The 22,766-nt window shown below is 47.3% G+C and carries 18 protein-coding genes; 9 read left to right on the top strand and 9 right to left on the bottom strand.

Going from position 1 to position 22,766, the window contains the following annotated elements:
- Window positions 1-2: 2 nt before the first annotated feature.
- The gene (rfbD, locus tag AC5ZC7_RS25600; RefSeq protein ID WP_496158222.1) at window positions 3-869 is read left to right on the top strand and encodes a dTDP-4-dehydrorhamnose reductase; all 867 of its coding nucleotides are present in this window, start codon (window positions 3-5) and stop codon (window positions 867-869) included.
- Between the two features lie 81 nt (window positions 870-950).
- On the opposite strand, the gene AC5ZC7_RS25605 is transcribed toward rfbD, so the two are convergent.
- Window positions 951-1,649, bottom strand: coding sequence for a TapB family protein (locus AC5ZC7_RS25605; RefSeq protein ID WP_496158221.1), 699 nt, complete (start codon window positions 1,647-1,649; stop codon window positions 951-953).
- Window positions 1,650-1,832: 183 nt separating this feature from the next.
- On the opposite strand from AC5ZC7_RS25605, the gene tyrS reads away from it, so the two are divergent.
- Window positions 1,833-3,113, top strand: coding sequence for a tyrosine--tRNA ligase (gene tyrS, locus AC5ZC7_RS25610; RefSeq protein ID WP_496158220.1), 1,281 nt, complete (start codon window positions 1,833-1,835; stop codon window positions 3,111-3,113).
- 67 nt (window positions 3,114-3,180) lie between these two features.
- Here tyrS and AC5ZC7_RS25615 read toward each other — a convergent pair whose 3' ends face one another.
- Both AC5ZC7_RS25615 and AC5ZC7_RS25620 read right to left on the bottom strand, forming a co-directional pair.
- On the bottom strand, window positions 3,181-4,473 hold the full coding sequence (locus tag AC5ZC7_RS25615; protein ID WP_496158219.1) for an amidohydrolase family protein: 1,293 nt from the start codon (window positions 4,471-4,473) through the stop codon (window positions 3,181-3,183).
- 34 nt (window positions 4,474-4,507) lie between these two features.
- Window positions 4,508-7,555, bottom strand: coding sequence for an amidohydrolase family protein (locus tag AC5ZC7_RS25620; protein ID WP_496158218.1), 3,048 nt, complete (start codon window positions 7,553-7,555; stop codon window positions 4,508-4,510).
- 194 nt (window positions 7,556-7,749) lie between these two features.
- Between AC5ZC7_RS25620 and AC5ZC7_RS25625 the strand changes: the two genes are divergently transcribed.
- The 4 genes from AC5ZC7_RS25625 to AC5ZC7_RS25640 all read left to right on the top strand — a co-directional run bounded on the left by AC5ZC7_RS25625 (window position 7,750) and on the right by AC5ZC7_RS25640 (window position 11,603).
- Window positions 7,750-8,187, top strand: coding sequence for a DUF4890 domain-containing protein (locus AC5ZC7_RS25625; protein WP_496158217.1), 438 nt, complete (start codon window positions 7,750-7,752; stop codon window positions 8,185-8,187).
- 66 nt (window positions 8,188-8,253) lie between these two features.
- Complete coding sequence (locus AC5ZC7_RS25630) at window positions 8,254-9,582, top strand: DUF4147 domain-containing protein (protein WP_496158216.1); 1,329 nt, start codon at window positions 8,254-8,256, stop codon at window positions 9,580-9,582.
- Between the two features lie 84 nt (window positions 9,583-9,666).
- A complete protein-coding gene (gene uxuA, locus AC5ZC7_RS25635; protein WP_496158215.1) occupies window positions 9,667-10,842 on the top strand; it encodes a mannonate dehydratase in 1,176 nt (391 codons plus the stop codon).
- 290 nt (window positions 10,843-11,132) lie between these two features.
- Window positions 11,133-11,603, top strand: coding sequence for a MarR family transcriptional regulator (locus tag AC5ZC7_RS25640; protein WP_496158214.1), 471 nt, complete (start codon window positions 11,133-11,135; stop codon window positions 11,601-11,603).
- Window positions 11,604-11,613: 10 nt separating this feature from the next.
- On the opposite strand, the gene AC5ZC7_RS25645 is transcribed toward AC5ZC7_RS25640, so the two are convergent.
- A complete protein-coding gene (locus AC5ZC7_RS25645) occupies window positions 11,614-12,654 on the bottom strand; it encodes a FecR family protein (RefSeq protein ID WP_496158213.1) in 1,041 nt (346 codons plus the stop codon).
- A gap of 73 nt (window positions 12,655-12,727) precedes the next feature.
- Here AC5ZC7_RS25645 and AC5ZC7_RS25650 point away from each other — a divergent pair, with 73 nt between their 5' ends.
- Entirely contained in the window at window positions 12,728-14,026 is a 1,299-nt protein-coding gene (locus AC5ZC7_RS25650) for a tetratricopeptide repeat protein (RefSeq protein ID WP_496158212.1), read from the top strand.
- Here AC5ZC7_RS25650 and AC5ZC7_RS25655 read toward each other — a convergent pair whose 3' ends face one another.
- From AC5ZC7_RS25655 to AC5ZC7_RS25670, 4 genes are all read right to left on the bottom strand, one after another.
- On the bottom strand, window positions 14,027-14,263 hold the full coding sequence (locus tag AC5ZC7_RS25655; protein ID WP_496158211.1) for a hypothetical protein: 237 nt from the start codon (window positions 14,261-14,263) through the stop codon (window positions 14,027-14,029).
- A gap of 101 nt (window positions 14,264-14,364) precedes the next feature.
- Window positions 14,365-15,528, bottom strand: coding sequence for an alginate lyase family protein (locus AC5ZC7_RS25660; RefSeq protein WP_496158210.1), 1,164 nt, complete (start codon window positions 15,526-15,528; stop codon window positions 14,365-14,367).
- Between the two features lie 2 nt (window positions 15,529-15,530).
- Complete coding sequence (locus AC5ZC7_RS25665; protein ID WP_496158209.1) at window positions 15,531-17,330, bottom strand: alpha-galactosidase; 1,800 nt, start codon at window positions 17,328-17,330, stop codon at window positions 15,531-15,533.
- Window positions 17,331-17,384: 54 nt separating this feature from the next.
- Window positions 17,385-19,916, bottom strand: coding sequence for a glycosyl hydrolase family 95 catalytic domain-containing protein (locus AC5ZC7_RS25670; RefSeq protein WP_496158208.1), 2,532 nt, complete (start codon window positions 19,914-19,916; stop codon window positions 17,385-17,387).
- Window positions 19,917-20,288: 372 nt separating this feature from the next.
- Between AC5ZC7_RS25670 and AC5ZC7_RS25675 the strand changes: the two genes are divergently transcribed.
- Together AC5ZC7_RS25675 and AC5ZC7_RS25680 are read left to right on the top strand one after the other, a co-directional pair.
- Window positions 20,289-21,164, top strand: coding sequence for a helix-turn-helix domain-containing protein (locus tag AC5ZC7_RS25675; protein ID WP_496158207.1), 876 nt, complete (start codon window positions 20,289-20,291; stop codon window positions 21,162-21,164).
- A gap of 101 nt (window positions 21,165-21,265) precedes the next feature.
- Window positions 21,266-21,931: an SIP domain-containing protein gene (locus AC5ZC7_RS25680; protein WP_496158206.1), complete on the top strand. Its 666-nt coding sequence runs from the start codon at window positions 21,266-21,268 to the stop codon at window positions 21,929-21,931.
- A gap of 13 nt (window positions 21,932-21,944) precedes the next feature.
- Here AC5ZC7_RS25680 and AC5ZC7_RS25685 read toward each other — a convergent pair whose 3' ends face one another.
- The gene (locus AC5ZC7_RS25685; protein WP_496158205.1) at window positions 21,945-22,547 is read right to left on the bottom strand and encodes a LuxR C-terminal-related transcriptional regulator; all 603 of its coding nucleotides are present in this window, start codon (window positions 22,545-22,547) and stop codon (window positions 21,945-21,947) included.
- Between the last annotated feature and the right edge of the window lie 219 nt (window positions 22,548-22,766).

Below are 22,766 nucleotides of genomic sequence, written 5' to 3' on the forward strand. Positions count from 1 at the left end.
CTATGAAAAACATTCTTGTTACCGGCGGCAACGGTCAATTGGGACAGACGCTACAAAAAATAGCCAGCGCCTATCCACAATTCAACCTGCTTTTTACTGATTTCCAGGACCTGGATATCACAAATGCAGATGCACTCGCTGCTTATTTCTCCACCCAACAAATTGATGCCTGTATCAACTGTGCAGCCTATACCGCGGTAGATAAAGCAGAAGAAGATGAAGACAATGCCTTTTTGCTGAACTTCCAGGCGGTACTCAGCCTGGCGGAAATATGCGCCCAATACAATACCCAGCTGGTACATATTTCTACCGACTATGTATTCAGCGGTAAGCAATATCTACCCTATTCAGAAACAGACGATACCGATCCGCAAAGCATTTATGGCGCGTCTAAAGTACGTGGAGAAGCAGCCGCAACGGGCTACAATGAAAATACCATCGTTATCCGCACTTCCTGGCTTTACTCTGAATATGGCGTTAATTTCGCCAAACGTATGAAAGAACTGATGCAGGAAAGACCCGAGTTAAATGTGGTATTTGATCAGATAGGTACGCCTACTTATGCCACAGATCTGGCTAAGACGATCCTGGATGTGCTCCAATACAAGGCAGGCAACCCGGATGCAACCGTTGGCGGTGTGTATCACTACAGCAATGAGGGCGTGTGCAGCTGGTACGACTTTGCAGTGACCATTAAAGAAATGATCAACGCTACCACTACCATTTTACCTGTTACTTCAGACAAGTACAAGACGGCAGCAAAACGCCCGGCATACAGCGTATTAAACAAGGAAAAAATTAAAAGCACTTTCGGCATTACTATTCCTTATTGGAGAGATAGTTTAGCGAAATGCCTGAAAAACATATAATAATAACCAGGAAAGGCTGATTAAGAAGATGGGTACCAACGTGGCACTTTCTTTTTAATCAGCCTTTTTTACGTCTGTAAATTATTTCTTCAGCCCTGTAATCAACGTCCCTCCCATCTTTTTTCCCTCTTTAAAAGAGGCAGTTTTAACCGGACCAAAACCGGATGCAAACCACTCCGTAGCACTAAACTTCATGGGCACCACCTTATTCATCATGGTCATCTGAAAATTCAGATCGTAATTAATGACATAGCAATTCCAGCTACCGGCTGCGGTAGTAACTGTTTCCCGGCCGGTCACTTTGCGGTTACTGATAGTATAACGGAGCACCATTTCCATGCCTTTCACGTTATTTTTCATTTCGAAAGAACCACCAGGAAGTTCCTGTCCTACTGTCATATGAGAAGGATAATCGAGAAAAGCCGCATTGCTTTTACCTTCTATTTTAGTGTCAGACATACTATTGGGTGCTGCAGGAACACTCATTTTCATATCTATCGCCGCCGTGTTACCACTACATTTAAAATGCCCGGTGCTGCTGTTAACCTGTTTATTGTTTTTATCATAATACGTATTAGAGAAATCTGAAATGAGGCCGTCACCATCTTTATGCACATTATTCACTTTATAAATGGTTTTGCCAGTGGCGGCACCGGTGGCATCGTATACCGTCATTTCAATTTCCGCATTGTTGAGCAGGTAATAAAAACCTTTACAGTCCTGTGCCAGTAAGGGGGTGATGCCACAGCAACCTAACACAATTAATAGTAAGCTTTTCATAAAACAAGGAGTTTTGGGGAGAATGAGGAATAGTTATCAGATGAATTAACGCAAGATGGATGAATCAGCCATAGGCTGCCATTATAAATTTACGCAGATATTACCAGATCTGACCGGGGACAGCCTTAAAATGGGCGAATCCTGTGAATTTTATGTAGGTTTGCAAAAATTGTTATTAAAATCATGAATCTGATAGAAGAACTGCGCTGGCGGGGTATGCTACAGGATATGATGCCTGGCACGGAAGAGCAACTGCAAAAGGAAATGACCACTGCTTATATTGGTTTTGACCCTACTGCGGAGTCCTTGCACATCGGGAGCCTGGTGCCTATTCTGCTGCTCGTGCACCTGCAAAAGGCAGGACATAAGCCCCTCGCGCTGGTGGGCGGCGCTACCGGTATGGTAGGCGACCCCTCCTTTAAAGCGGAAGAAAGAAAGATGCTGGACCTCGATACCCTGCAAAAAAATGTAAATGGTATCAAAGCGCAGCTCGAACGCTTCCTCGACTTTGATCCTGCCAAACCAAATGCGGCAGAAATGGTGAATAACTTCGACTGGTTCCAACACATTTCCTTCCTCGATTTTATTCGCGATACGGGTAAACACATCACCGTTAACTATATGATGGCCAAAGATTCTGTGAAAAAGAGAATCGAAGGCGACAACGGGATGTCTTTCACGGAATTCACCTATCAACTGATACAGGGTTACGATTTCTATCATTTATATACGGCCAAAAACTGTAAACTGCAGATGGGTGGCTCGGATCAGTGGGGTAACATTGTTACCGGTACGGAACTGGTACGCCGGAAAGCCCGCGGTGAAGCCTTCGCCTTTACCTGTCCCCTGATTAAGAAAGCAGATGGCACCAAATTCGGAAAAACCGAATCAGGTACTGTATGGCTGGATGCTAAACGCACCTCGCCATACGCGTTCTACCAGTTCTGGCTGAGAACAACCGATGTGGATGCAGAAAGCTATATCCGGATCTTCACTTTCATGGAACAATCCGAAATAGAAGACCTGATTGCACAACACAGACAGGACGCGGGACAGCGACTGCTGCAAAAACGCCTGGCCAAAGAAGTAACCACTTTCATTCATGGTGAAGAAAATTACAACTTTGCGGTAGAAGCATCTTCTATTTTATTCAATAAGGACACGGCGGCATTATTGTCGTCCCTCTCCGAAGAAGATCTGATGGATTTGCTCAATAACATTCCAAAGTATGACATCGCCAGGGCAGATATTGAAGCAGGTAAAGACATTGTAAGCCTGGCTGCAGAAAGCGGTTTACTCCCCAGCAAAAGCGAAGCACGTAAAATGGTGCAGGGCGGCGGCGTAAGCGTCAATAAAGTAAAGGCTTCCGGCATCGACATGGTGGTAAATACCGAGTCTTTACTGAGAGATAAATATATCCTGTTGCAAAAAGGGAAAACATATATCGTTGTTCAAACGGTATAAACCTTACACATAAAAAGAAAGGCCCCGCTAATAGCGGAGGCCTTTTCTTTTTTATACTTACACCCCATTATTTTAGTCCATACTTCTTTTCATATTTCTCATACAACTGCTTCTGCTTATTATCCAGGTTAATTTCCCGGCCCTGGATAAATGCTTTGCTGATAACACTTGATTTCATGTCCATGATATCGCCGGCACTGATAGCAATATTAGCATCTTTGCCTGCTTCCAGGGAGCCGGTGGTTTTATCAATACCGAGTATTTTAGCGGCATTCAAAGTAATGGCAGTAAGCGCTTCTTCTTTGCTGAGGCCATAGGTGCCGGCAGTACCAGCTTCATACCCCAGGTTACGTTGCTGCCAGAAACCGTCGTTGCTCAAACAAAACAGTACGCCAGCTTTCTGCAATTGGGCGGCAGTTTTGTAAGGCTGGTCCACATCATCGTCCTGCATAATGGGCAGGCTATGTGGCTGCGTTAATATTACGGGCACATTATTTTGCTTCAGGATATCTGCAATGAGCCAGGCATCGCTACCACCAACAATGGCCATGTCCAGGTTAAATTCTTTCGCAAAATCAATGGCCATCAGCATTTCCTTTACCAGGTCGCAATGGATAAACAACTTTTGCTCCCGGGTAAACAGCTTGCGCATGGCCTCAAACTTCAGGTTGGTAGCCGGATGTTTTGATTCCTGTTGATACGCACGCGCATCACGGAAAAATGCCCTCACCTGTTCAATCTGATCCATGGCTGCTTTCACCCGGTCAGTAGAAGCGCTTCCTCCACGGCCACTACTGGCAACCGGGAGCAGACTGGGCATATAAAAATGCAGTGCATTATCTGTTTTATAGGCCGCATCCTCCCAGTTCCAGGCATCCAGTTGTACCACGGAAGAAGTACCGCTGATCAGGCCACCTTCCGGTGTTACCTGCGCCAGCAGTATACCATTGGAGCGCAGGGTATTAATCACTTTTGAATCGGCATTATAGGCTATGATGGAGCGTACAGAAGGATTGATTTCCCCTACTTCCCTTGCATCGATGGTAGCCCGAACGCTTTCAAATTCCACCAGTCCCAGTTTAGATTCCGGTGCAATGATGCCCGGATATACATGCTGTCCTTTCAAATCCAGGATGGTAGCATCGCTGCCGCCTGCAGGTACATTATTGCCTACGGCAGTAATTTTTCCTTTGCTGAAAGCAATGGTGCCGTTATTAATCACCTCCCCATTGCCTACATGGATAGTGGCGTTGGTAAGATATACCGGCTTGTCCTGTGGCGTAGCCGGTGATATAGTTTCCTGCGCATTGGCGGTATGTACCCCTATTGCCAGGCCGAATAAAATCAAATGTCGTTTCATCGCTGTTTGCATTTTTGCGTGTAGCTTTTAATAATTAGTAGCCGATAGCTTGCTGGTGTCCTCCCTGTAAGTCTTCACAGTGGTACATTTCATCCGCTACAAAAGAAGCCTTTTGTGTAGGCGTGCCTTTCTTCTTTTCCGACAGCAGCAGCTGGGTAAGGCGGTTACGTTCTGCGGCGATGCGTTTACGTAACAGCAAATCATTATCGCGGTCAAATTCCACGATACCATCTACAATGGTTTTTTCTGCCTTGGCGTAAATGCTCAGCGGGTTATCGCTCCATATTACCAGGTCGGCATCTTTCCCTACTTTGATGCTGCCCATGCGGTTATCCACATGCAGCAGTTTGGCAGGATGGAGGGTCACCATTTTGAGGGCATCTTCCTCGCTTACGCCACCATAGCGAATAGTTTTGGCGGCTTCCTGGTTCAGGCGACGGGCCATTTCTGCATCATCGGAATTGATGGCGGTAACTACGCCTACCTGGTGCATGATAGCAGCATTGTAAGGAATAGCATCCTGTACTTCCATTTTATAGGCCCACCAATCGGCGAAGGTACCGGCGCCGGCGCCATGGGCTTTCATTTTATCGGCAACTTTATATCCTTCGAGGATGTGGGTAAATGTATTGACACGGAAATGGAAACTGTCTGCCACATGCATGAGCATATTGATTTCGCTCTGTACATAAGAGTGGCAGGTAATGAAACGTTGCTGGTGTAAAATCTCTACCAGTGCGTCCAGTTCAAGATCGCGGCGTTTGCCGGCACCTTGCTTTTCATAGTCACGGGCACGGGTAAACGCATCTACATAAATCTGCTCTACCCCCATCCTGGTTTGTGGAAAACGTACGGTATTACGTTCGCCCCAGTTGGATTGCTTCACGTTTTCACCAAGGGCAAATTTGATGAAAGGGTCCCAGTTGGTGACTTTCAGGTCTTCCGCGTTTTGACCCCAGCGCAGTTTGATCAGCTGCGACTGGCCGCCAATGGCGTTGGCACTGCCATGTAATAAATGGGAAGCCGTTACGCCGCCGCTGAGTTGGCGGTATATGTTCACATCATCGGGATTCAATACGTCGGCAATCCGTACTTCGGCGGTAACAGACTGTGATGATTCGTTGACACCTTTGCTGATAGCAATATGTGAGTGTTCGTCGATGATACCGGCAGATACATGTTTGCCGGTACCGTCAATCACACGGGCGTTGCCGGCGGAAAGGTTTTTCCCTACCTGGGCAATTTTGCCATTGCGTAATAATACATCGGTGTTTTCAAGTTTACCTTCTTTTTCGTTGGTCCAAACGGTGGCATTTTTGATGAGCAGGTCTTCCTGTTTAGGCAACTTTTCCCAGCCATAGCCGTTGAACGGAAACAGGAGCGAGCCTGTGGTGGGAGCAGGTTCTTTCTTCACCGTTTCTGCTTTCTCGGTGGCATTACTCACAAATACTGCGGACCATTTAACGGGGTTGCCACTGGTATCGGCGCCTGTACCAGTCCAGTTGTTACCACCGATAATACCACTGAGGCGAATGCTGCTTTTGCTGTTTTTTGCCAGGGGCAAAGACATAGACACCAGTTTACCATTCACATCGATGCGTCCGGGGAGGGTATCTTTTTGCAGTACCGACAGCAGCGGAGCGCTGGCCGTGCCTCTCACCTCCACGCTGTAGCTGTTGCCTGGCGTGAGGGTAACAGTATAGATACCGCGTATATCGTTCCAGCCATCTCCTTTGATGATGTAGCGGTTACCCTGCACCCAGTTTTGATACAGGATTGTTTTTTCGCTGAAAACAGGGCCGGATGTAATGAGGAAGTTAGCGAGTTTGCCGGCTTCCAGGCTTCCTACTTTATCGTATGCTTTCAGCAAGGTAGCGGGTGTTTTGGTCAATGCTTCGAGGGCTTTTTGTTCGCTGAGGCCATAGGCAATGGCTTTGCGCACATTGGCCATAAACTGTTTCACATCTTTCAGATCAGCCGCCGTTAAACAGAAAGGGATATTCGCTTTTTCAAAAGCACCGGCTTCTGAAGGGGCCATTTCCCAGTGTTTCATGTCCGACAGTGATACAAAACGGGCATCTGCGGGGTCTTCCATGTCGATGGCGCCGGGGAAGTTCAGCGGCAGGATGAACGTGGCTTTGGTTGCCAGCATTTCAGGAATGCGCTGGTATTCGTTGCCACCGGCTTTGATGATATATTGTACGCCAAATTCATCGCCTATTTTGTCAGCACGGAGTACATCCCATTTATCTGCCGCTTCAAATACCTGCGGCAATTGCTGATTAGCGTTCCATGCCTGCAGGCTGAGGTTTACTCCTTCTTTTGCCGGCTGGGATTTATACCACTGGGCATCGAGGTAAGTTTGCCGTAGCAGGGCAATACACCCCATGAGAGAATTGGGATAGTTCTGCGTAGAAGTGCCTTTATCAAAAGAATAGGTGGCGGCTGCTTTTTCACGGATGATGGCTTTGTTCTCTTTCACAGCAGCCAGCGTTACCAGGGCGGCCGTACCACGGGCGATACCATCTGGTTGTTGGGTCAGCACGGTACCAAAACCGGCCTCCCGTAATGGTGCCGCTTTATTATCATCTCCCGTAAACAGATCTACGGCATTTACCTCACTCCGGATAGCCTGATTCCAGCCATATGCCCCTTTGGTGTTAGAGAGAAACTGAGGTGCTGCATTCCAGGAAGAACCACCTTTTTTAGCTTCCGACAACCCGTAGCTGCTGAAGATATCCACAAAGGAAGGATAGATATATTTCCCTTTACAATCCAGTACCACCGCATCTTTAGGGATAACGGCAGCCGGATCGGCAGCCATAATTTTTCCGTCCCGGATCACCAGTGTAGCGTTTTGCAGGGTGGTTTGCGCGTCTTTTACAATGGTCGCATGTGTAAAAGCGAAACATCCTTCGCGGGGATCCGCAATCCCATTTACAGGAAAAGTTTCCTGCGCACTGGCATAGGTACCACTCCCCAGTAAGGCCAGCAAAATCACCTGGCTGCGGTACCGGTTCAGGGCATGGGTTAAACATCGTGACAGCAATGCCATCGCGGATTTCTCAAAAGCTCTTTTCATGTAAATCTTTAATTTTTCGGTTCAGATTTAGTTGATTGCTTAAATGTAATAAATCATTGAGGCGGAGTTTAACAAAAAACGATATTTTTTATGAATGGTAGGCCGTTCTAAAATTTTGGATTCACACGAAAAAGGGATAATTTGACAATGGATTAGGTCCTAAGTTTGTTTAAAATCGATAATTCTTGCTGACTATGAAGTTTTTTTCCATTTATACACGAGTACTGCGCATCTGTTTACTGGCAGCAATTACTACCACTGCCTTTGCACAGACAAAAGACAGTACTGATATCACAGGCCGCTGGAGTGTAGAGGGAAGGGCCGATAAAATCACCGATAAAATTTCTCATAAAATTGGCTTGAATAAAGAGCAGTCAAAAAAGACCTATGAGATTAACGAGGATATTGTGCGCCGGAAAGATGCCGTAAAAAATAATCCTAACCTCACTAAAAAGGACCGGATGACACAGTTTAAGGCATTGGATTCTGAACGCAGCCAACGCTTTAAAACCGTGTTTACGGCCGCTCAATATAAAAAGTGGAACGACTGGGAAATGAATAAAAAGGAACATCTCGAACAGAAAATGGAAAAGAAGCGGCTAAAAAAACAAACGAGAAATACCCCCCAATAACCATAAATAACTTATTTTTAAATGGATAAGCAGTGAGATAACTCACTGCTTTTTTATTTCAACAGGATGACGACTACAGCTATCAGGGATATATTTCTACATGCTGTGGTGGCTGTACACCCGCAGGAGCTCATGCGGAAAAATGTACAGGTGCTGCCGGCTACCCGTATCATAAAGATTTCGGGAGATGAATACCCGGTCCCGGAAAATGCCCATGTTTGGGTATTGGGGGCGGGCAAAGCGGCGGCCGCAATGGCACAGGAGCTGGAGCTGTTACTCCTCCCCCATTTTCCATTACGGGGCGTGGTGATCACCAAATACGGACATGCGTTGCCGTTACAACAGCTTACCCTGCTGGAAGCCGGGCACCCGGTGCCCGATGAAAACAGTGTATCCGCTTCCGTTAAACTGCAAACTATTGCCACACAGGTACAGCCACAAGACCTGGTGATTTTTCTCTTGTCTGGCGGCGCTTCCGCACTGCTAGCCGATGTACCGGCTGGGAGTACTTTGCCGGAAGTGCAACAATTGTTTGCAGCCCTGCTCAACAGCGGTGCGGATATCCGTGAAATGAATGTGGTCCGCAAACATTTATCGGCCATCAAAGGTGGGCAGCTGGCCAAAAGCATATATCCGGCTACGTTATGTACCCTTGTCCTGAGCGATGTGGTGGGCGATGACCTGAGTGTAATCGGTTCCGGCCCCACAGTGCCCGACCCGTCTACCTTTGCGGATACGCTACAATTATTGCAGCAGTATCACTTACCGGGAAAAATAGCGCCGGCATTGCTGCAGCATATCAAAAACGGGGTAGCCGGCCAGGTGGCAGACACCCCTAAACCCGGAGATACTCATTTCGAACATACACATAACTACCTGGTGGGCACCAATCGTATTGCGCTGGAAGCCGCCGCCACAGAGGCGGAAAAGCAGGGTTATCATCCGGTACTGTTGTCTGATACCCTTACGGGAGATGTACATGCCGTAGCCAATCAGCTGGTGCAAACCGCGCTCCATTACCATGGGCCGCTTCCTGCCTGCTTGCTAGCGGGAGGAGAAACCACCGTAACAGTTACCGGAAATGGCCTTGGTGGCCGTAATCAGCAGTTGGCACTCGCAGCGGGTATTGCCCTGGCAGGACATCCGCATATCACTTTTTTAAGCGGAGGTACCGATGGCAGCGATGGTCCCACGGATGCTGCCGGCGCTATCGTTGACGCATCTACGATGCAGGAGGCCCAAAACAGGCAACTGGATGCAAATAGTTTTTTACGCAACAACGATGCCTGGCATTTCTTCTCAAAAGCAGGCGGGCTACTGGTTACAGGTCCTACCCAAACCAATGTGATGGACCTGATGATTGTTCTCATTACGGCAGATACGCCTGAAATTTAAAATCAAAGTTTGTATATGTGTAGATAGATTATATTTTTGGGGTTTGGAATTAGAAATTCTGTATTTACTAAACGTATTTGCATTATGCTGAGAATGGAACAGACATGGCGATGGTACGGGCCTAACGATCCGGTTAGCTTGTCTGATATAAAACAGGCTGGCGCTACTGGTATCGTAACAGCACTGCACCATGTACCTAATGGAGCGGTATGGACGAGAGAAGAGATCTTAAAGCGAAAAGCCATCATCGAAGCGGCAGGTCTTACCTGGTCAGTGGTAGAAAGTGTGCCGGTGCATGAAGATATTAAAACACAGCGTGGGAATTTTAGAGAATATATCAACAACTACCAGCAAACCTTGCGTAACCTGGCAGCCTGCGATATTCGTACGGTAACGTATAACTTTATGCCGGTACTGGACTGGACCCGCACCGATCTTTCCTACACAGTGGAAGATGGCTCCAAAGCACTGCGCTTTGAAAAGGCCGCATTCATCGCGTTTGATTTGTTTATGCTGCAAAGACCAGATGCAGCCAAAGATTACAGTGACGACGACATCGCCCGTGCAAAAGAGCACTTCGACAGCATGACCAGCGAAGCACGCAGCCTGTTGCAAAAAAATATTATTGCCGGTCTCCCGGGGTCTGAAGAAAGCTTTACGCTGCAACAGTTCCAGGAGGCATTGGATAAATACAAAGGCATTGATGCCACCCAGTTAAAACTGCACCTGTTCTATTTTTTACAGCAAATAGCCCCTGTTGCAGACGAAGCCGGCGTAAAACTGGCCATCCACCCCGATGATCCTCCATTCCCGATTTTCGGGTTGCCACGTATTGTGAGCACAGAGCAGGACGCCAGGGAATTGCTGATTGCCGCACCTTATGCTGCCAATGGCCTTTGCTTCTGCACCGGCTCCTACGGTGTACGGGCAGATAATGATTTGCCCGGCATGATTGAGCGCCTGGGCGATCATATCCACTTTATCCACCTGCGCAGCACCCAGCGGGATGCCCTGGGTAATTTCCACGAAGCCAACCACCTGGAAGGCGACGTAGACATGTTTGCCGTAGTAAAAAACATCCTCCTCACCATGAAACGCCGCAATGTATCTATTCCAATGCGCCCGGATCATGGACACCAGATGCTGGATGACCTCCATAAAAAAACCAATCCTGGCTATAGCGCCATTGGCCGTTTACGCGGCCTGGCAGAGCTACGTGGCCTGGAAATGGGCATCGCGGGGGCTTTAGGCTCTGATTGACTGACGTCTACCAGTATCAGGTCTGCACAAAGAGTAAAGGTGGGGATAAGCAATACCATCGTCGGACTGAGATGCTATACCAGGGCAGAAAGCGTATTTGAACACATACCGTAATGGCTGATTACGCGTACAAATTACACTGACCCGTTAAAAATATAAAGGACCCACCAACAAGGCGGGTCCTTCTTTTTTATAACACTTTTTATAATCACGAAAAATCAATGCTTTTTTGTAGCATTGCATCAGGATAACATTTTATCAACTGTACACTTTACCAAACCTACAATACGATGAACGCAACTATTGATGCGAGATATGAGGCATGCCTGGCCAAAAGACCAGATAGCCTGGCCCGTCTGATCAACCTCTTCAAAAAAGATATCGACACGCGTATTACCAACAGGATCCAGCAACGGGGCTACCAAAGTTTTAAACTGGGGGATATGTCGCTCCTGGTGCATATAGATCCGCAGGGCACCATCAACAATGACCTCGCCAGGAAAGCGCGTATCAGCAAACAAGCCATGAGCAAAGTGGTGAAAAACCTGGTGGCAGAAGACTATATCGGTACCCGTAAACATGATACGGATAACCGCGCCAGCATCATTTTCCTCACGGAGAAAGGAAAAGAATTTATGATCAATGTGTATGAAGGCGTAGATGAAATACAGGCGTTATACGAAGAAATTATTGGCGTAGAAGGCGTGGCAGAACTGAAAACCATCCTGAAAAAATTAAATGCCGGCTTAAAATTAGACTAATCCCTCAACACTATTTCAAACTCACATAATACCGGTTAGCACTGTCTTTTACAATCGGCACACGCAGCATTTTACGTAACATCCCCAGGGTTTCATCTGCCGACCGATGTTCAAAGTCTGCCGTGAGCCGGCGCTTATATAAATCATCAGCAGAAGGAGGTACGAGTATTTCAAGTCCATAATAACTGTTCACCGCATCCAGTACTTCGTCTAAAGGAATATTGTGAAACTTTAGCTGCCCGGTTTTCCATGCCAGCTGCGACTGACTTTTTACGGTTTTCTTTTGTATGGTATGATGCAGCTCCCGCTTTGCCTGCATATTGGCCGTTAATTGTACTTTCTTGCCCTTATCGGGTACCAGGGTTACCTTTCCCTTTACCACCAATACCTGGAAAAGCGTGGCCGTTTTATGCACCCCAAATATGGCATTGGCGGCGTATAAAACGGTATGTTCATCTAACTGCATCCGGATGCGTTCCGGCTGATGAATTTCGAAATAGGCGTCACCGTTAAATACCTGTAGCTCCGGCGTTACATCAAACTTTGCAGCATAGGCCATGGTTGTTTCCTTATTGGTGATGGCCCGGCTGTTCTTTGCCAGCTGCAGGGTATCCAACCCTGCGGTATGATTGGCGTACGACAACATACGCGCCGCCGGTTGCCACCAGTAAAAAATAACTCCGCCCAAAGCCAATACCAACCCTATGATGCACGCCATCCATTTGGGTGACCAACCACGACGCGGAGGCTCCCTTAAAACCGGTACCAACCGCTCCACATTTGCCACGTGAACAGGTGCCCCCTGCATCAACCACCCCGTTAACCGGCTTTCCACATAGGCCGCCTGCTCAGGGCCGGCTGCTGCCAACGCTGCCACCTGCTCCTGTAAAAACGGATCTTGCGGAGATTGTATATATCTTGATATCAGTTCACTGACATCCTGCGGCGGTTGATACATGTTATTATGGATACTGTCGGCTATAGCTGATACATCCGGCAAGATACTTAACTTCCTTACAAGTTCCGCCGCATCGGCACTGCATTTGTACACAGAATAAATAATTAGGTCACTTGCGCAAGGTTTAATATTTTTAGTAAAGACGAACAAGGCAAAAACGATATGTATGTCACCTGAACCTTTAATTCATAACGACCAGGAATATATTGAGGGATTGCTTCACCATAAACCCGCAGTAATAGAAAGTATCTACCAACGGTTTGCCTCCAAGGAAAAGCGGTTTATCCTTCAGAAAAGCGGCCACGTAAAAGATGCCGCACATATCTTTGAAGAAGCCCTGATGGACATCTATTACTTCGCCAAACGTCACCCGCTCAAAGTAACCGACTTCGAACCCTTTCTTCAACTTCTCTGCAAACGCATCTGGGAACAGGAACTGGAAAGACGCGGACAACGTATCCCCGGGCTGGAAGCCGAAGAACTGTCTACTATGAGCAGGGATGATATCCAGGATGTAGAAGATGTACTGAAAGAAGGAGAAAAAAGAAGGCTGGCTTATCACTACTACCTCGCCCTATCCGATGAATGTAAGGAGCTCCTGCGGTGGTCACTCACGGAAGGATGCCTGCAGGAAGACATCGCCGCCGAAACACATATTCCCGTAAACGAATTGCCGGAACGCAGAGCTGCCTGCTATCGCAGCCTGTTCAGGGATATTGATACCAAATTAAAAGCGAACAGCCTTTCAGAAAAAGACCTGCTGGAAACAGATCTTTTCCTTAGCGGACAAATGAACGAAACAGACCGGAAAGCCTTTACCAGCCGGATACAAACAGATGCACTACTCAGCCAGCAGGTAAAAAGATTTGATGCAGTACGACAACTCCTCTCGCAAAAAATATGTATCGATACCAATCGCGATGAATTGCAGCATCTACTGTTTACACATCGCAATGCCTGGTATACACTAAAAGATAACTACACCACTCCCATCCGCAATTACGTGATACTTACTGCACTGATTGCTGCAGGTATGGCCATTTTACTGTATGTAAGTCCGTGGAGAAAAAATATTTACCGGCAGTTTGCTTCTACCGAAATGCAGATACCGGATATAGATAGCATACGCCTGCCCGAAGAAGCCATTGTGCAGTTTAACCATGGCCATTTCAATGAAGCCGTTGTACTACTGAATAAAGCATTAACTGCCAATCCGGGCAATCTCTATGCCCGCTATTACCGGGGGGTGGCATTGATTGATCAGAACCAACTGGAGGATGCACGCAAAGACCTGCTTGCCGTATATAATAACAGCAACGAGCTGCGCAATGAAGCTTCCTTTTACCTGGCATTGAGTTACCTGAAAGAAGGGCGCAAACAGCAGTGCCGGGAGTGGCTGCTAAAAATCCCCCCCGAAGCCCCCAATTACCCTAAAGTGCAGAAACTGATAGAAGAATTAAAATAACTAGTTCAGGTATTGGCCTTTACTACAGTGTATAATACTCTCTACTTCTCCCTTGATCAATTCATACACAGGCGCCTTATCTGTTTTAATACGTATCAATTGTTGTAATACCAGGAAGTAAATTTCGCCTCTGTTACAGCCGTCAATCTGGGCTTTTAAAATGTTATGTTTTACCTCTTCACAACCGGTGGCATCCAGTTTCTGGTAAATTACATACAAGTCGTCCATCCAACTCATATCTCTAAAGTTTAAACATAGTGTATAGTACCCTAAAGTTAATCAATTATATTAATAAAAATAACCATCCGAATCTTAATTAATTGTAAATTCTAAGGTGCTCAAAACCAGATAACAGGATTCCTGACGGGCAGGTTCCGCAGTACTTCTTCTTCCGTTGGATCGGCGTTTAAAGAACGCCATAAACGGTAATAAGCGGGATGCTGCAAAGCCGCCGCAGCAAATAGCAGGAAGGGCTGTGCCACCGGCCAGTTATTCCAGTACATCACATCGTGGGCATAGGGCCAGCTATTTTTATTTTTTACATAGGGAGACAGGAATGCGATGCCTTTACCAATACTTCGTCCATTGTCCGTGGTGTACTGCCACAGGTTATCTTCTTTCGTACTCAGCAACTGGCACAACGTACTCATGGCATCGAGATTAAACAACGAGTAGCCGTAAGGTTTAGTACGTTTCAGTTCACGCGGAAAGCTGCCATCATCGGCCATTTGTGAAGGGAGTAACACTGTTTTATAGCGATCAATACAAAAATCCAGTAACGCTTTATCGTCCACAAAACGAGCGAAAGCGGCTACCTGCATCACCCAGCAAGTGCCGTGGTTGTTAGCCGCATTCATTTCATCTTTCCCATACGGATGCGTGGTAAGCCATTGCAGGTAGGTGCTAAACCACTGCTTAAAAGCGGCCAGATCAGCTGAAGGAATAGCCCCGGCCTTTTCCATGATACGCAATGCCTGCACCACTTCCATCAGGTGAATGGTATCAATAATACCAATTCCCCGGCCTGTGGCCCGGCCTTTTATGGCCTGCGCATAAAGCAGCGACGGATTCATACGGGTTGCTTCTTCCTCAAACCAGGCTTTTGCATGCAACAATGCCTGCTGCAAATAAGTACGGTCGCGGGTAGCCAAATATCCTGCTGCCAGCGCCCCCATCACGCGACTCAGCCGAATCATCGCCTGCCGGTGCGCTACAAAATTATCCGGATTAGATTGGCCGTCGCGCTGGATATAAGGACTATCCGGGTGAGCCGGATCCGGCCACCAGTAATCTCCTTCCGAATAAAAATCATGTATACCACCAGCGCTACGCTCACAACGAAAAGCAGTAATAGTTTGCGGCGCTTGTTGCAAAGCCTGGTTGGCGCGCTTAATAATAGCAGGGCGGGTGTCTTTAATTAACTGCTGCAGAAAAGGCGACTGTGCATCCGCCACCAATACCAGGCAACAAAGCAGTGCCAGCAAACCAATACGTTTACACATGTTTATTTCTTTGGTGTGAGTGACAATACCCGGCCATCGTGTCCGGGCAGTTCCATTGAGAAATTACCGTTAAAGCTGCCCAATACCTTACCTGTCCAGTAATCCGCGATTTCATAAGTTTTATCCAGCTTTACGGATATTGTTTTGGGAGATGCCTGCCAGTTGAGCAAAACCAATTGTTGTCCGGCAGCGGTGGTGACGCGGCCCGCTTCGAAATTTGTATTTTCAAATGCTGCCGCCCGTGCGGCGGGTGGTACCGCCTTACGCAATACGTTTAACCGTTCGGGTGATATCTTTGTCAGGTCGTCTCCACTTAGTAACATGCCGCCTGTGGCGTACAACAACGCAGCATGGAAGTTAAATTCGTTATCCGGCATATTACCGGTGAGCACTAAACAGTCCGGATCATTCCACCACAAGCGCCCGTTTTGCCAGGCCCGGTATAAGTTTTCACGGCCGGAACGTTCAAAGATGGTCCAGCTACGTTTAATATCCATAGAGCTACGGCTGCCATGCACCAGCCCTAAAGAGGGCCACAGCGGATGATTACAGCCCAGTAAAAAGGCGTCTTTACTGCCACGGATCACCGCTTCCATACCCCGGCGATAAGCTTCTACGCGCGTGGCCTTTTTATCATAAAAATAACCCCCATGAATAGCACCCCAGAAATTAGCGTCCAGCTTGAAATACGTCACCCCCCAATCGTTGCGCATGGTACGAAACAACTGCTCCAGGTGTTGTTGTACCGCCGGATTGGTTCCATCCAGCGCATACCAGGGCTTCAATCGCCAACCGCCAAACGTCACCAGGTCGCTGCGCAGCGGCGCACCGGCACTATCTTTCACTAACCAGTCTTTGTGATTTTTGTAAATGGTGGAATTGCTATCGCAAATAAACGGCGCTACCCAAATAGCCGGTTCAAATCCTTTGTCGCGGATGCTGCGCAACACCTGCTGCACATTACCACCAAAGGAGTTGCCCACTTCCAGCCAGTCGCCCATGTGGGGCTGATAACCGTCGTCTATCTGTATGTACTTTAATGCGGGGATATGCTCCCTGATATAATCCAGGTTATCATAAATATGCTGCGCCGTTACTTTGGGGCCGAAGCAATACCAGGAACACCAACCGGTAGGCGGTTGCTTAAATTCCAGGCGGGGATGAAAATGATGAATACGGTCAGCGAAACGATCCAGCAATTGATTCCCATCCTTTCCGGTGGCCAGCATCAGTTCCTCCAGTTCGAAAGTATTGCCGGGAGCTAATTCCAGGTTCTCAAGGTCCGTCACTACCTTAATAGTGTCAGCAGATAAATAAAACTTCCCTACAAAACGTTTGCTGGAAGTATAGCCTACCAATAATTGTACATCACCGGCAGGATACAGCCGTAGCAGGTTATACACTGCGAGGTAGCCGGCGGGTTGCGGTATTTTATAATGCCCTGCATCCGTGTAGTTACCGAGGTTTTCGGGTTTGGCAAGGGTGCCGGCTGTTTGCGTAAGCATCTGGAAACCCTCTGCATAAAAAGGTGTGGAGGCAGGTAGTACTTTCCCTGCGATGCCGGTTAGGACTTCTTTTAAACGGACAGGTTTACTACCGGTGTTGACTACACGTACTTCGCACAACTCCCCGTTCCAACTGCGGATCACTTTTATAAATGCCGGTGCCGGACTACCATCCGCAGCATATGCCACCGGCATACTATTTTTCAATGCCTGCGCAAATCGTTCCGGATCCCCGGCCCTGGCAACGATAGCGCCAGTCATTAAATAACATAGTAAAAACAGGAGGTTCTTTTTCATCGTGGATATTGTTATAACATCAACTAATCTATGCTACAAATTCGCTCGTGATACTCATTGAATATGATAAGTTTTGCCGGCTGCAGTGGTAACGTCATACTCAAACACTTTTCCCAACTGCAACACCGGCAATTTTGCAGGATCTTTTACAACCGTTTTACCAGGTGTCTGTAATTGATAAAATATATTAGGATTGATACCTGACGCTACATTGGCAGGTTTACCGTCTACCATCACGGCAACGCGTGTACGAATACGGCAGTTACCTCCCAACGCAGATCTGATCACCGCCTGCGTGAGTTGTCCGTTTTTCCATTCCATGTCTACTTCAAAACCGCCTCTTGCTTTCAGTCCTTTTACACTACCGGAAGGCCAGGCATCCGGTAACGCTGGCAGGAGATACAATACGCCATCATGGCTCTGCAATAGCATTTCCGTAATACCTGAAGTAACGCCAAAATTACCATCTATCTGAAATGGCGGATGCGCATCAAACAGGTTGGGATAAGAGCCTCCGCTGCTGCTATTGGCAACGCTCACCGTTTGACTGCCGGCCAGGAATAATTGTTTATTTAGCATGGTATAGGCGTGGTTACCATCTTCCAGGCGCGCCCACCAGTTAATTTTCCATGATTTAGACCAGCCGGTACCACCATCGCCGCGCAGGAGCAAACTACGGGTAGCTGCTGCCGCGAGAATGGGATCTCTCCGGGGCGAAATGAAACTACCGGGAAATAATCCGTATAAATGAGAGGCGTGGCGGTGTGTATCTTCCGGATCATCCCAATCTTTATACCATTCTTGTAATTGGCCGTACTGGCCGGTATGGAAGGGATATATGTCGTCCATCGTTTTCCGGAGACGCTCCACCAACGGCGCATCCAGCTGCAATACGGTAGCGGCCTGTATGGTATTATTAAACAGGTCATGAATAATAGAGAGGTCCATAGTACTAGCAATGCTCACACTGCCACTGCGCTTGCCATCAATACGGAAATCGTTTTCCGGGGAAGTGGAAGGATTAGTGACCCATTGGCCTGCGGCATTCTTTATGAGCCAGTCCAACATAAATTCGGCAGCGCCTTTCAGGTCGGGATACATTTGCTGCAGGGCTTTTTTATCGCCGGTATACAGGTAATGTTCCCACAGGTGGCGGGTAAGCCAGGCGCCGCCCATGGGCCAAATTGCCCAGGTAGGCTTGCCATTGGGATCTTTAAAATCGAAACCACCAGCCGGGTTGGTCATGTCCCAGATATCCGAATTATGGTGTGCGGTCCAGCCTTTAGCGCCGTAATTAACGGTAGCGGTTACACGTCCTTTCTCCGACAGGCGATGAATCATTTCGAACAGCGGCGTACCACAATCCGACAGGTTCGCCGATTCAGACGGCCAGTAATTCATCTCTGTATTGATGTTAATAGTATAGTTAGCGCCCCATGGCGGCTGCATTTCCTTGTTCCATAGTCCCTGCAGATTCATGGCTGGCCCACCCTTACGGGAGCCGGATATCATCAGGTAGCGACCGTATTGATAAAGTAGCGTAGTGAGCTGGGGATCACGGTTACCACCATGTTCGGTGTATACTTTCAGGCGTTCATCTGTAGGTAACCCAGCGCCTTCATCCACACCGAGGTTAATAGCTACCCGGTTAAACAATTTCGTATAATCGTTTACGTGAGTGCTCCGTAATTTCGTATAGTTACCGGTGTTCAACAACGGTGCGGCAGCAGCGGTATGTGGGTCTTTTCCATTTGGTTGTCCGTCTTTAAAGCTAGTTCCTACAGATACCAGCAACAAGGCTTCTGTAGCGCCTTTCACGTGTACGCCGGCGGTATCCGTTGTTACCTGTCCCCCGTTTACGCGGGCATCCAGGTGCACTTCATAGTTGATACCTTTCTCACCATATACCACCTGGTTGGCTTCATAAGGCCGGGCGGCCACATATTCCGGGCAACGGCCTTTCATGAGCAGACAGTGGTTATTTACTACCTGGTTGGTATGCGGCATCCCATTGGCAAAACGGGTGCTGAAGTGCAGCTGTCCCGCTTTACTGGCGGTGTACCTGACCACCAGTAATTGTTGCGGATAACTGGCAAACACCTCTCTCGTATAGTCTACGCCGTTAGCCGTATAGGAAACACGGGCAATGGCATTGTTCAAATCCAGTTTCCTTTTATAGCCTGTGGCAGTTTGTGGAATATCGTTATCAATCAACAGGCTGCCGAGGGTGAGGTAGCGGGCACTGTAAGTACCCATCATTTTTTTCGCCAGCACATGCGCTTCCGCATATTTTTCGTCGAACAGCAGCTGACGTATTTGCGGCAATGTTTCTTTGGCGAGTGGGTTGTTTCCATCACGGGGAACGCCCGACCAGAGATAGGCTTCGTTCAGCTGCAATTCTTCCTGCTGTACACCACCAAATACCATGGCACCAATGCGGCCGTTGCCCACCGGCAATGCCTCTACCCATTGTTGAGCGGGTTGCCGGTACCAAAGCTTCAACAGGGAATCCGCTGGTGAAGCGGCATGGACCGTGTGTGTAAACAGTATTACAGCGGATGCTGATGCTAACAGATACTTTATCATGAATACGCTATTTTTTTAATCGGAATATTTTGGGCAATACGCCATTGTTCGCCTTATTTTATCAATGGAATGAAGGGCCTTATTTTTACAGGATTGCCGTTATGCTTCATTCATGGAATTTAACAGGTTAATTAGCAAACGTTTGCAAAAACATCTTTAATCTAAAAACCAATGCTATGCTAACTTTATGTCGATATTGGCTGATTCGTTGTGCTAATAAAATCCTAATTTATGCAATCGATTGTTATTAAATGTATGCAATTTTACCTATTTCAGATATCTTTTTCAGGCAACGGCATACAATAATTATTCTTCCTGATCGTCTGTTAAATTAGTGGGGGGTGATAAAGTGAATCGGCTAAATTTGGGATTATGGGAAAAGACAAAGCATCCGGTATTGTGTCGTACAGTTTGGAAGAGGTATTGATGGAGCCTGGACTGCGGATAGACGTACGTTACAAGATAGCAAACGATAAAGCGCCGCATGGTGGTTTAATTGGAGCACACAGACATGAGTTTTACACACTGGGTGTTTCCGGCGCGCAGCCCAGTATGCATATGGTTGATTTCAGGCAGGTAGAAATGCCGCCTCACAGCATGTTCTTACTTTCGCCCTGGCAGGTACATATGCCCACGGAGGAAGCTTTGGCGGCAGAATTATTCCTGGTTTCGTTTATGCCGGATTTTTTACCGGCAGGCATGCCGCCATTACCCATTTGTATGGAAAACCCGGTGACACCTGACGCAGAAAGTTTTAAAGAAATCTGGCACCTCTGTGAGCAATTATACAGGGAATCTATCCAACGCAGGCCATTAAAACAACCGGTGCTGCAACAATACCTGGCTTTGCTGCTGACATTATTCACCCGTCACTTGCCGGGAAATAATACAGTCACCCATTTGCAACCGGAATTACTGACCCGTTACCGGGAGTTGCTGGAAACACATCTGCTGAGTTGGAGCAGTTCCGGTGACTATGCACGGGCACTGCATGTAACCACGGACCATTTGAATGAAGTAGTGAAACAGGAAACGGGGCAAACTGCTTCTGCATTACTAGCGGCAAGACGCATACTGGAAGCGAAGCGGATGTTGCTGCATTCCTCCCACGGCATTAAAGAAATTGCCTGGCACCTGCAATTTAATGAGGTCACGTATTTCAATCGTTTCTTCAAGCAACATACCGGGCAAACACCCGTAGCATTTCGTATCGCCAGCCGGGAAATGTATAATTGTAACCCGGAATAGTATAATAACTGATAGTAGCCCGTCCCCTAGTTTTGCATTAAATATTACCTATCACCTGACCAATAAGGCAGGTCTATTATAACCCGAAAAATAAACTTTACATGCTTTCCATCAAAGAAAGGGCAACCAGTTTACTGTTGTCGCGTATAGGGAAAACTGCGCTTGTGAGTAGCGTACATCGTATCGGTAACTTCCTCATGCAGGTAGACCTGCGATTACCTCAACTATTGCCTGATCAGGGCGCTCAATACATCAAATGCGAAGTAGCTCCTCATACTTATCGTGATTATTCTGTGGCGTACTGGAATGCCGACACACAAGTAGCCACCTTGCTCATCGACTGTGGACACGATGGTGCGGGCAGCTACTGGGCGCTGGACCTGCAGCCCGGGCAGGAGGTGTATTACGTGCGACCCGGTAGCGGTATACATCTCCCCGTAACTACTCCTTACCTGGTATGCATAGGTGATACCAGCGCCGCTGCGCACTTTTATGCACTCTATCAACGCAAAACAGCCACCCAGCATTTCCACTGTTTTATGCCACTGGAAAATCCAAAGACCCGGCAAATACTACAAATGCCGGTACAACCACTTTCCGATAACCAACACTATTTCACGGATCTGCAGGAATGGTTGTATAGTCACAACTTCCCCGCAGCAGCAACTACTTTCTATGTGGCCGGTAATCAACAAATGGTGGTGCAGGTGCGTAACTCATTACGTCAGCTGGGCGGACAAGTAAAAACACAGGAGTTCTGGGGCTAAATAATTGCGTACATCAGACCAGGTGTTCTTTCATTGCTTTCACGATGGCATTGGAACGGGAATTTACATCGAGCTTGCGATAAATATTCATGATATGGGAGCGTACGGTACCCACACTAATATGACACGTATCCGCTATTTGCTTATAGGTGTCGCCATTTATCAGGCAGCGCAGGATCTCTTTCTCCCTTGGTGAAAGCCCATAAGGATCCTGATGGACCTGCTTTTCCTTCCGGAAAAACGCCAGTACTTTGTTGACTGCCACCAAATTCGACTGCAGCGCCGTTTCATACACCTGTGCAATAAATTCTGACAACGATACCGGTGGAACATGATCAGGCTCATATCCCTGTGTTACTGCCGGTATCTGCGTCAATCCCTGCTCTTTTTCATTCAGGGTAAGCAACAGTACATTTATATCAGGGTATGCTGCTTTTACTATGCTGGCGGCTTCTATCGCAGTCAATCCAGGTATCTCTATATCCATAAAAACCAGGTTGCAGATATCTTTTGCTAATTGTTGTAACACTTCTGTTGATTCGCTGTGCAGTCCGGAAACTTCTAATCCACGCGCTTCTCCCCAATTGCCAGGACTTATAGGCCGCACTTTTTTCATAATATTCCTTTTGGGTTATGTATATTCATATGAAATTTCCCATTGATAACTGCAAGTTCTCGGAAGCTGGTATGGTTGATAAAAATTATAAATGGAAAGATGACACGGTTTCCATACCCGTAACAAATTTGAAACAATTACATGCAGCAGTCAATCGGATACGTATATGGTTTTTCAATAAATATTAATATACAATTTGTTTTATATTATCCATAAAAC

This window comes from Chitinophaga sp. 9-1-y, assembly GCF_059511905.2.

Coding starts and splice junctions, on each gene's coding strand:
- rfbD (WP_496158222.1), top strand. CDS start 3: ATGAAAAACATTCTTGTTACCGGCGGCAACGGTCAATTGGGACAGACG.
- AC5ZC7_RS25605 (WP_496158221.1), bottom strand. CDS start 1,649: ATGAAAAGCTTACTATTAATTGTGTTAGGTTGCTGTGGCATCACCCCC.
- tyrS (WP_496158220.1), top strand. CDS start 1,833: ATGAATCTGATAGAAGAACTGCGCTGGCGGGGTATGCTACAGGATATG.
- AC5ZC7_RS25615 (WP_496158219.1), bottom strand. CDS start 4,473: ATGAAACGACATTTGATTTTATTCGGCCTGGCAATAGGGGTACATACC.
- AC5ZC7_RS25620 (WP_496158218.1), bottom strand. CDS start 7,555: ATGAAAAGAGCTTTTGAGAAATCCGCGATGGCATTGCTGTCACGATGT.
- AC5ZC7_RS25625 (WP_496158217.1), top strand. CDS start 7,750: ATGAAGTTTTTTTCCATTTATACACGAGTACTGCGCATCTGTTTACTG.
- AC5ZC7_RS25630 (WP_496158216.1), top strand. CDS start 8,254: ATGACGACTACAGCTATCAGGGATATATTTCTACATGCTGTGGTGGCT.
- uxuA (WP_496158215.1), top strand. CDS start 9,667: ATGCTGAGAATGGAACAGACATGGCGATGGTACGGGCCTAACGATCCG.
- AC5ZC7_RS25640 (WP_496158214.1), top strand. CDS start 11,133: ATGAACGCAACTATTGATGCGAGATATGAGGCATGCCTGGCCAAAAGA.
- AC5ZC7_RS25650 (WP_496158212.1), top strand. CDS start 12,728: ATGTCACCTGAACCTTTAATTCATAACGACCAGGAATATATTGAGGGA.
- AC5ZC7_RS25655 (WP_496158211.1), bottom strand. CDS start 14,263: ATGAGTTGGATGGACGACTTGTATGTAATTTACCAGAAACTGGATGCC.
- AC5ZC7_RS25660 (WP_496158210.1), bottom strand. CDS start 15,528: ATGTGTAAACGTATTGGTTTGCTGGCACTGCTTTGTTGCCTGGTATTG.
- AC5ZC7_RS25665 (WP_496158209.1), bottom strand. CDS start 17,330: ATGAAAAAGAACCTCCTGTTTTTACTATGTTATTTAATGACTGGCGCT.
- AC5ZC7_RS25670 (WP_496158208.1), bottom strand. CDS start 19,916: ATGATAAAGTATCTGTTAGCATCAGCATCCGCTGTAATACTGTTTACA.
- AC5ZC7_RS25675 (WP_496158207.1), top strand. CDS start 20,289: ATGGGAAAAGACAAAGCATCCGGTATTGTGTCGTACAGTTTGGAAGAG.
- AC5ZC7_RS25680 (WP_496158206.1), top strand. CDS start 21,266: ATGCTTTCCATCAAAGAAAGGGCAACCAGTTTACTGTTGTCGCGTATA.
- AC5ZC7_RS25685 (WP_496158205.1), bottom strand. CDS start 22,547: ATGAAAAAAGTGCGGCCTATAAGTCCTGGCAATTGGGGAGAAGCGCGT.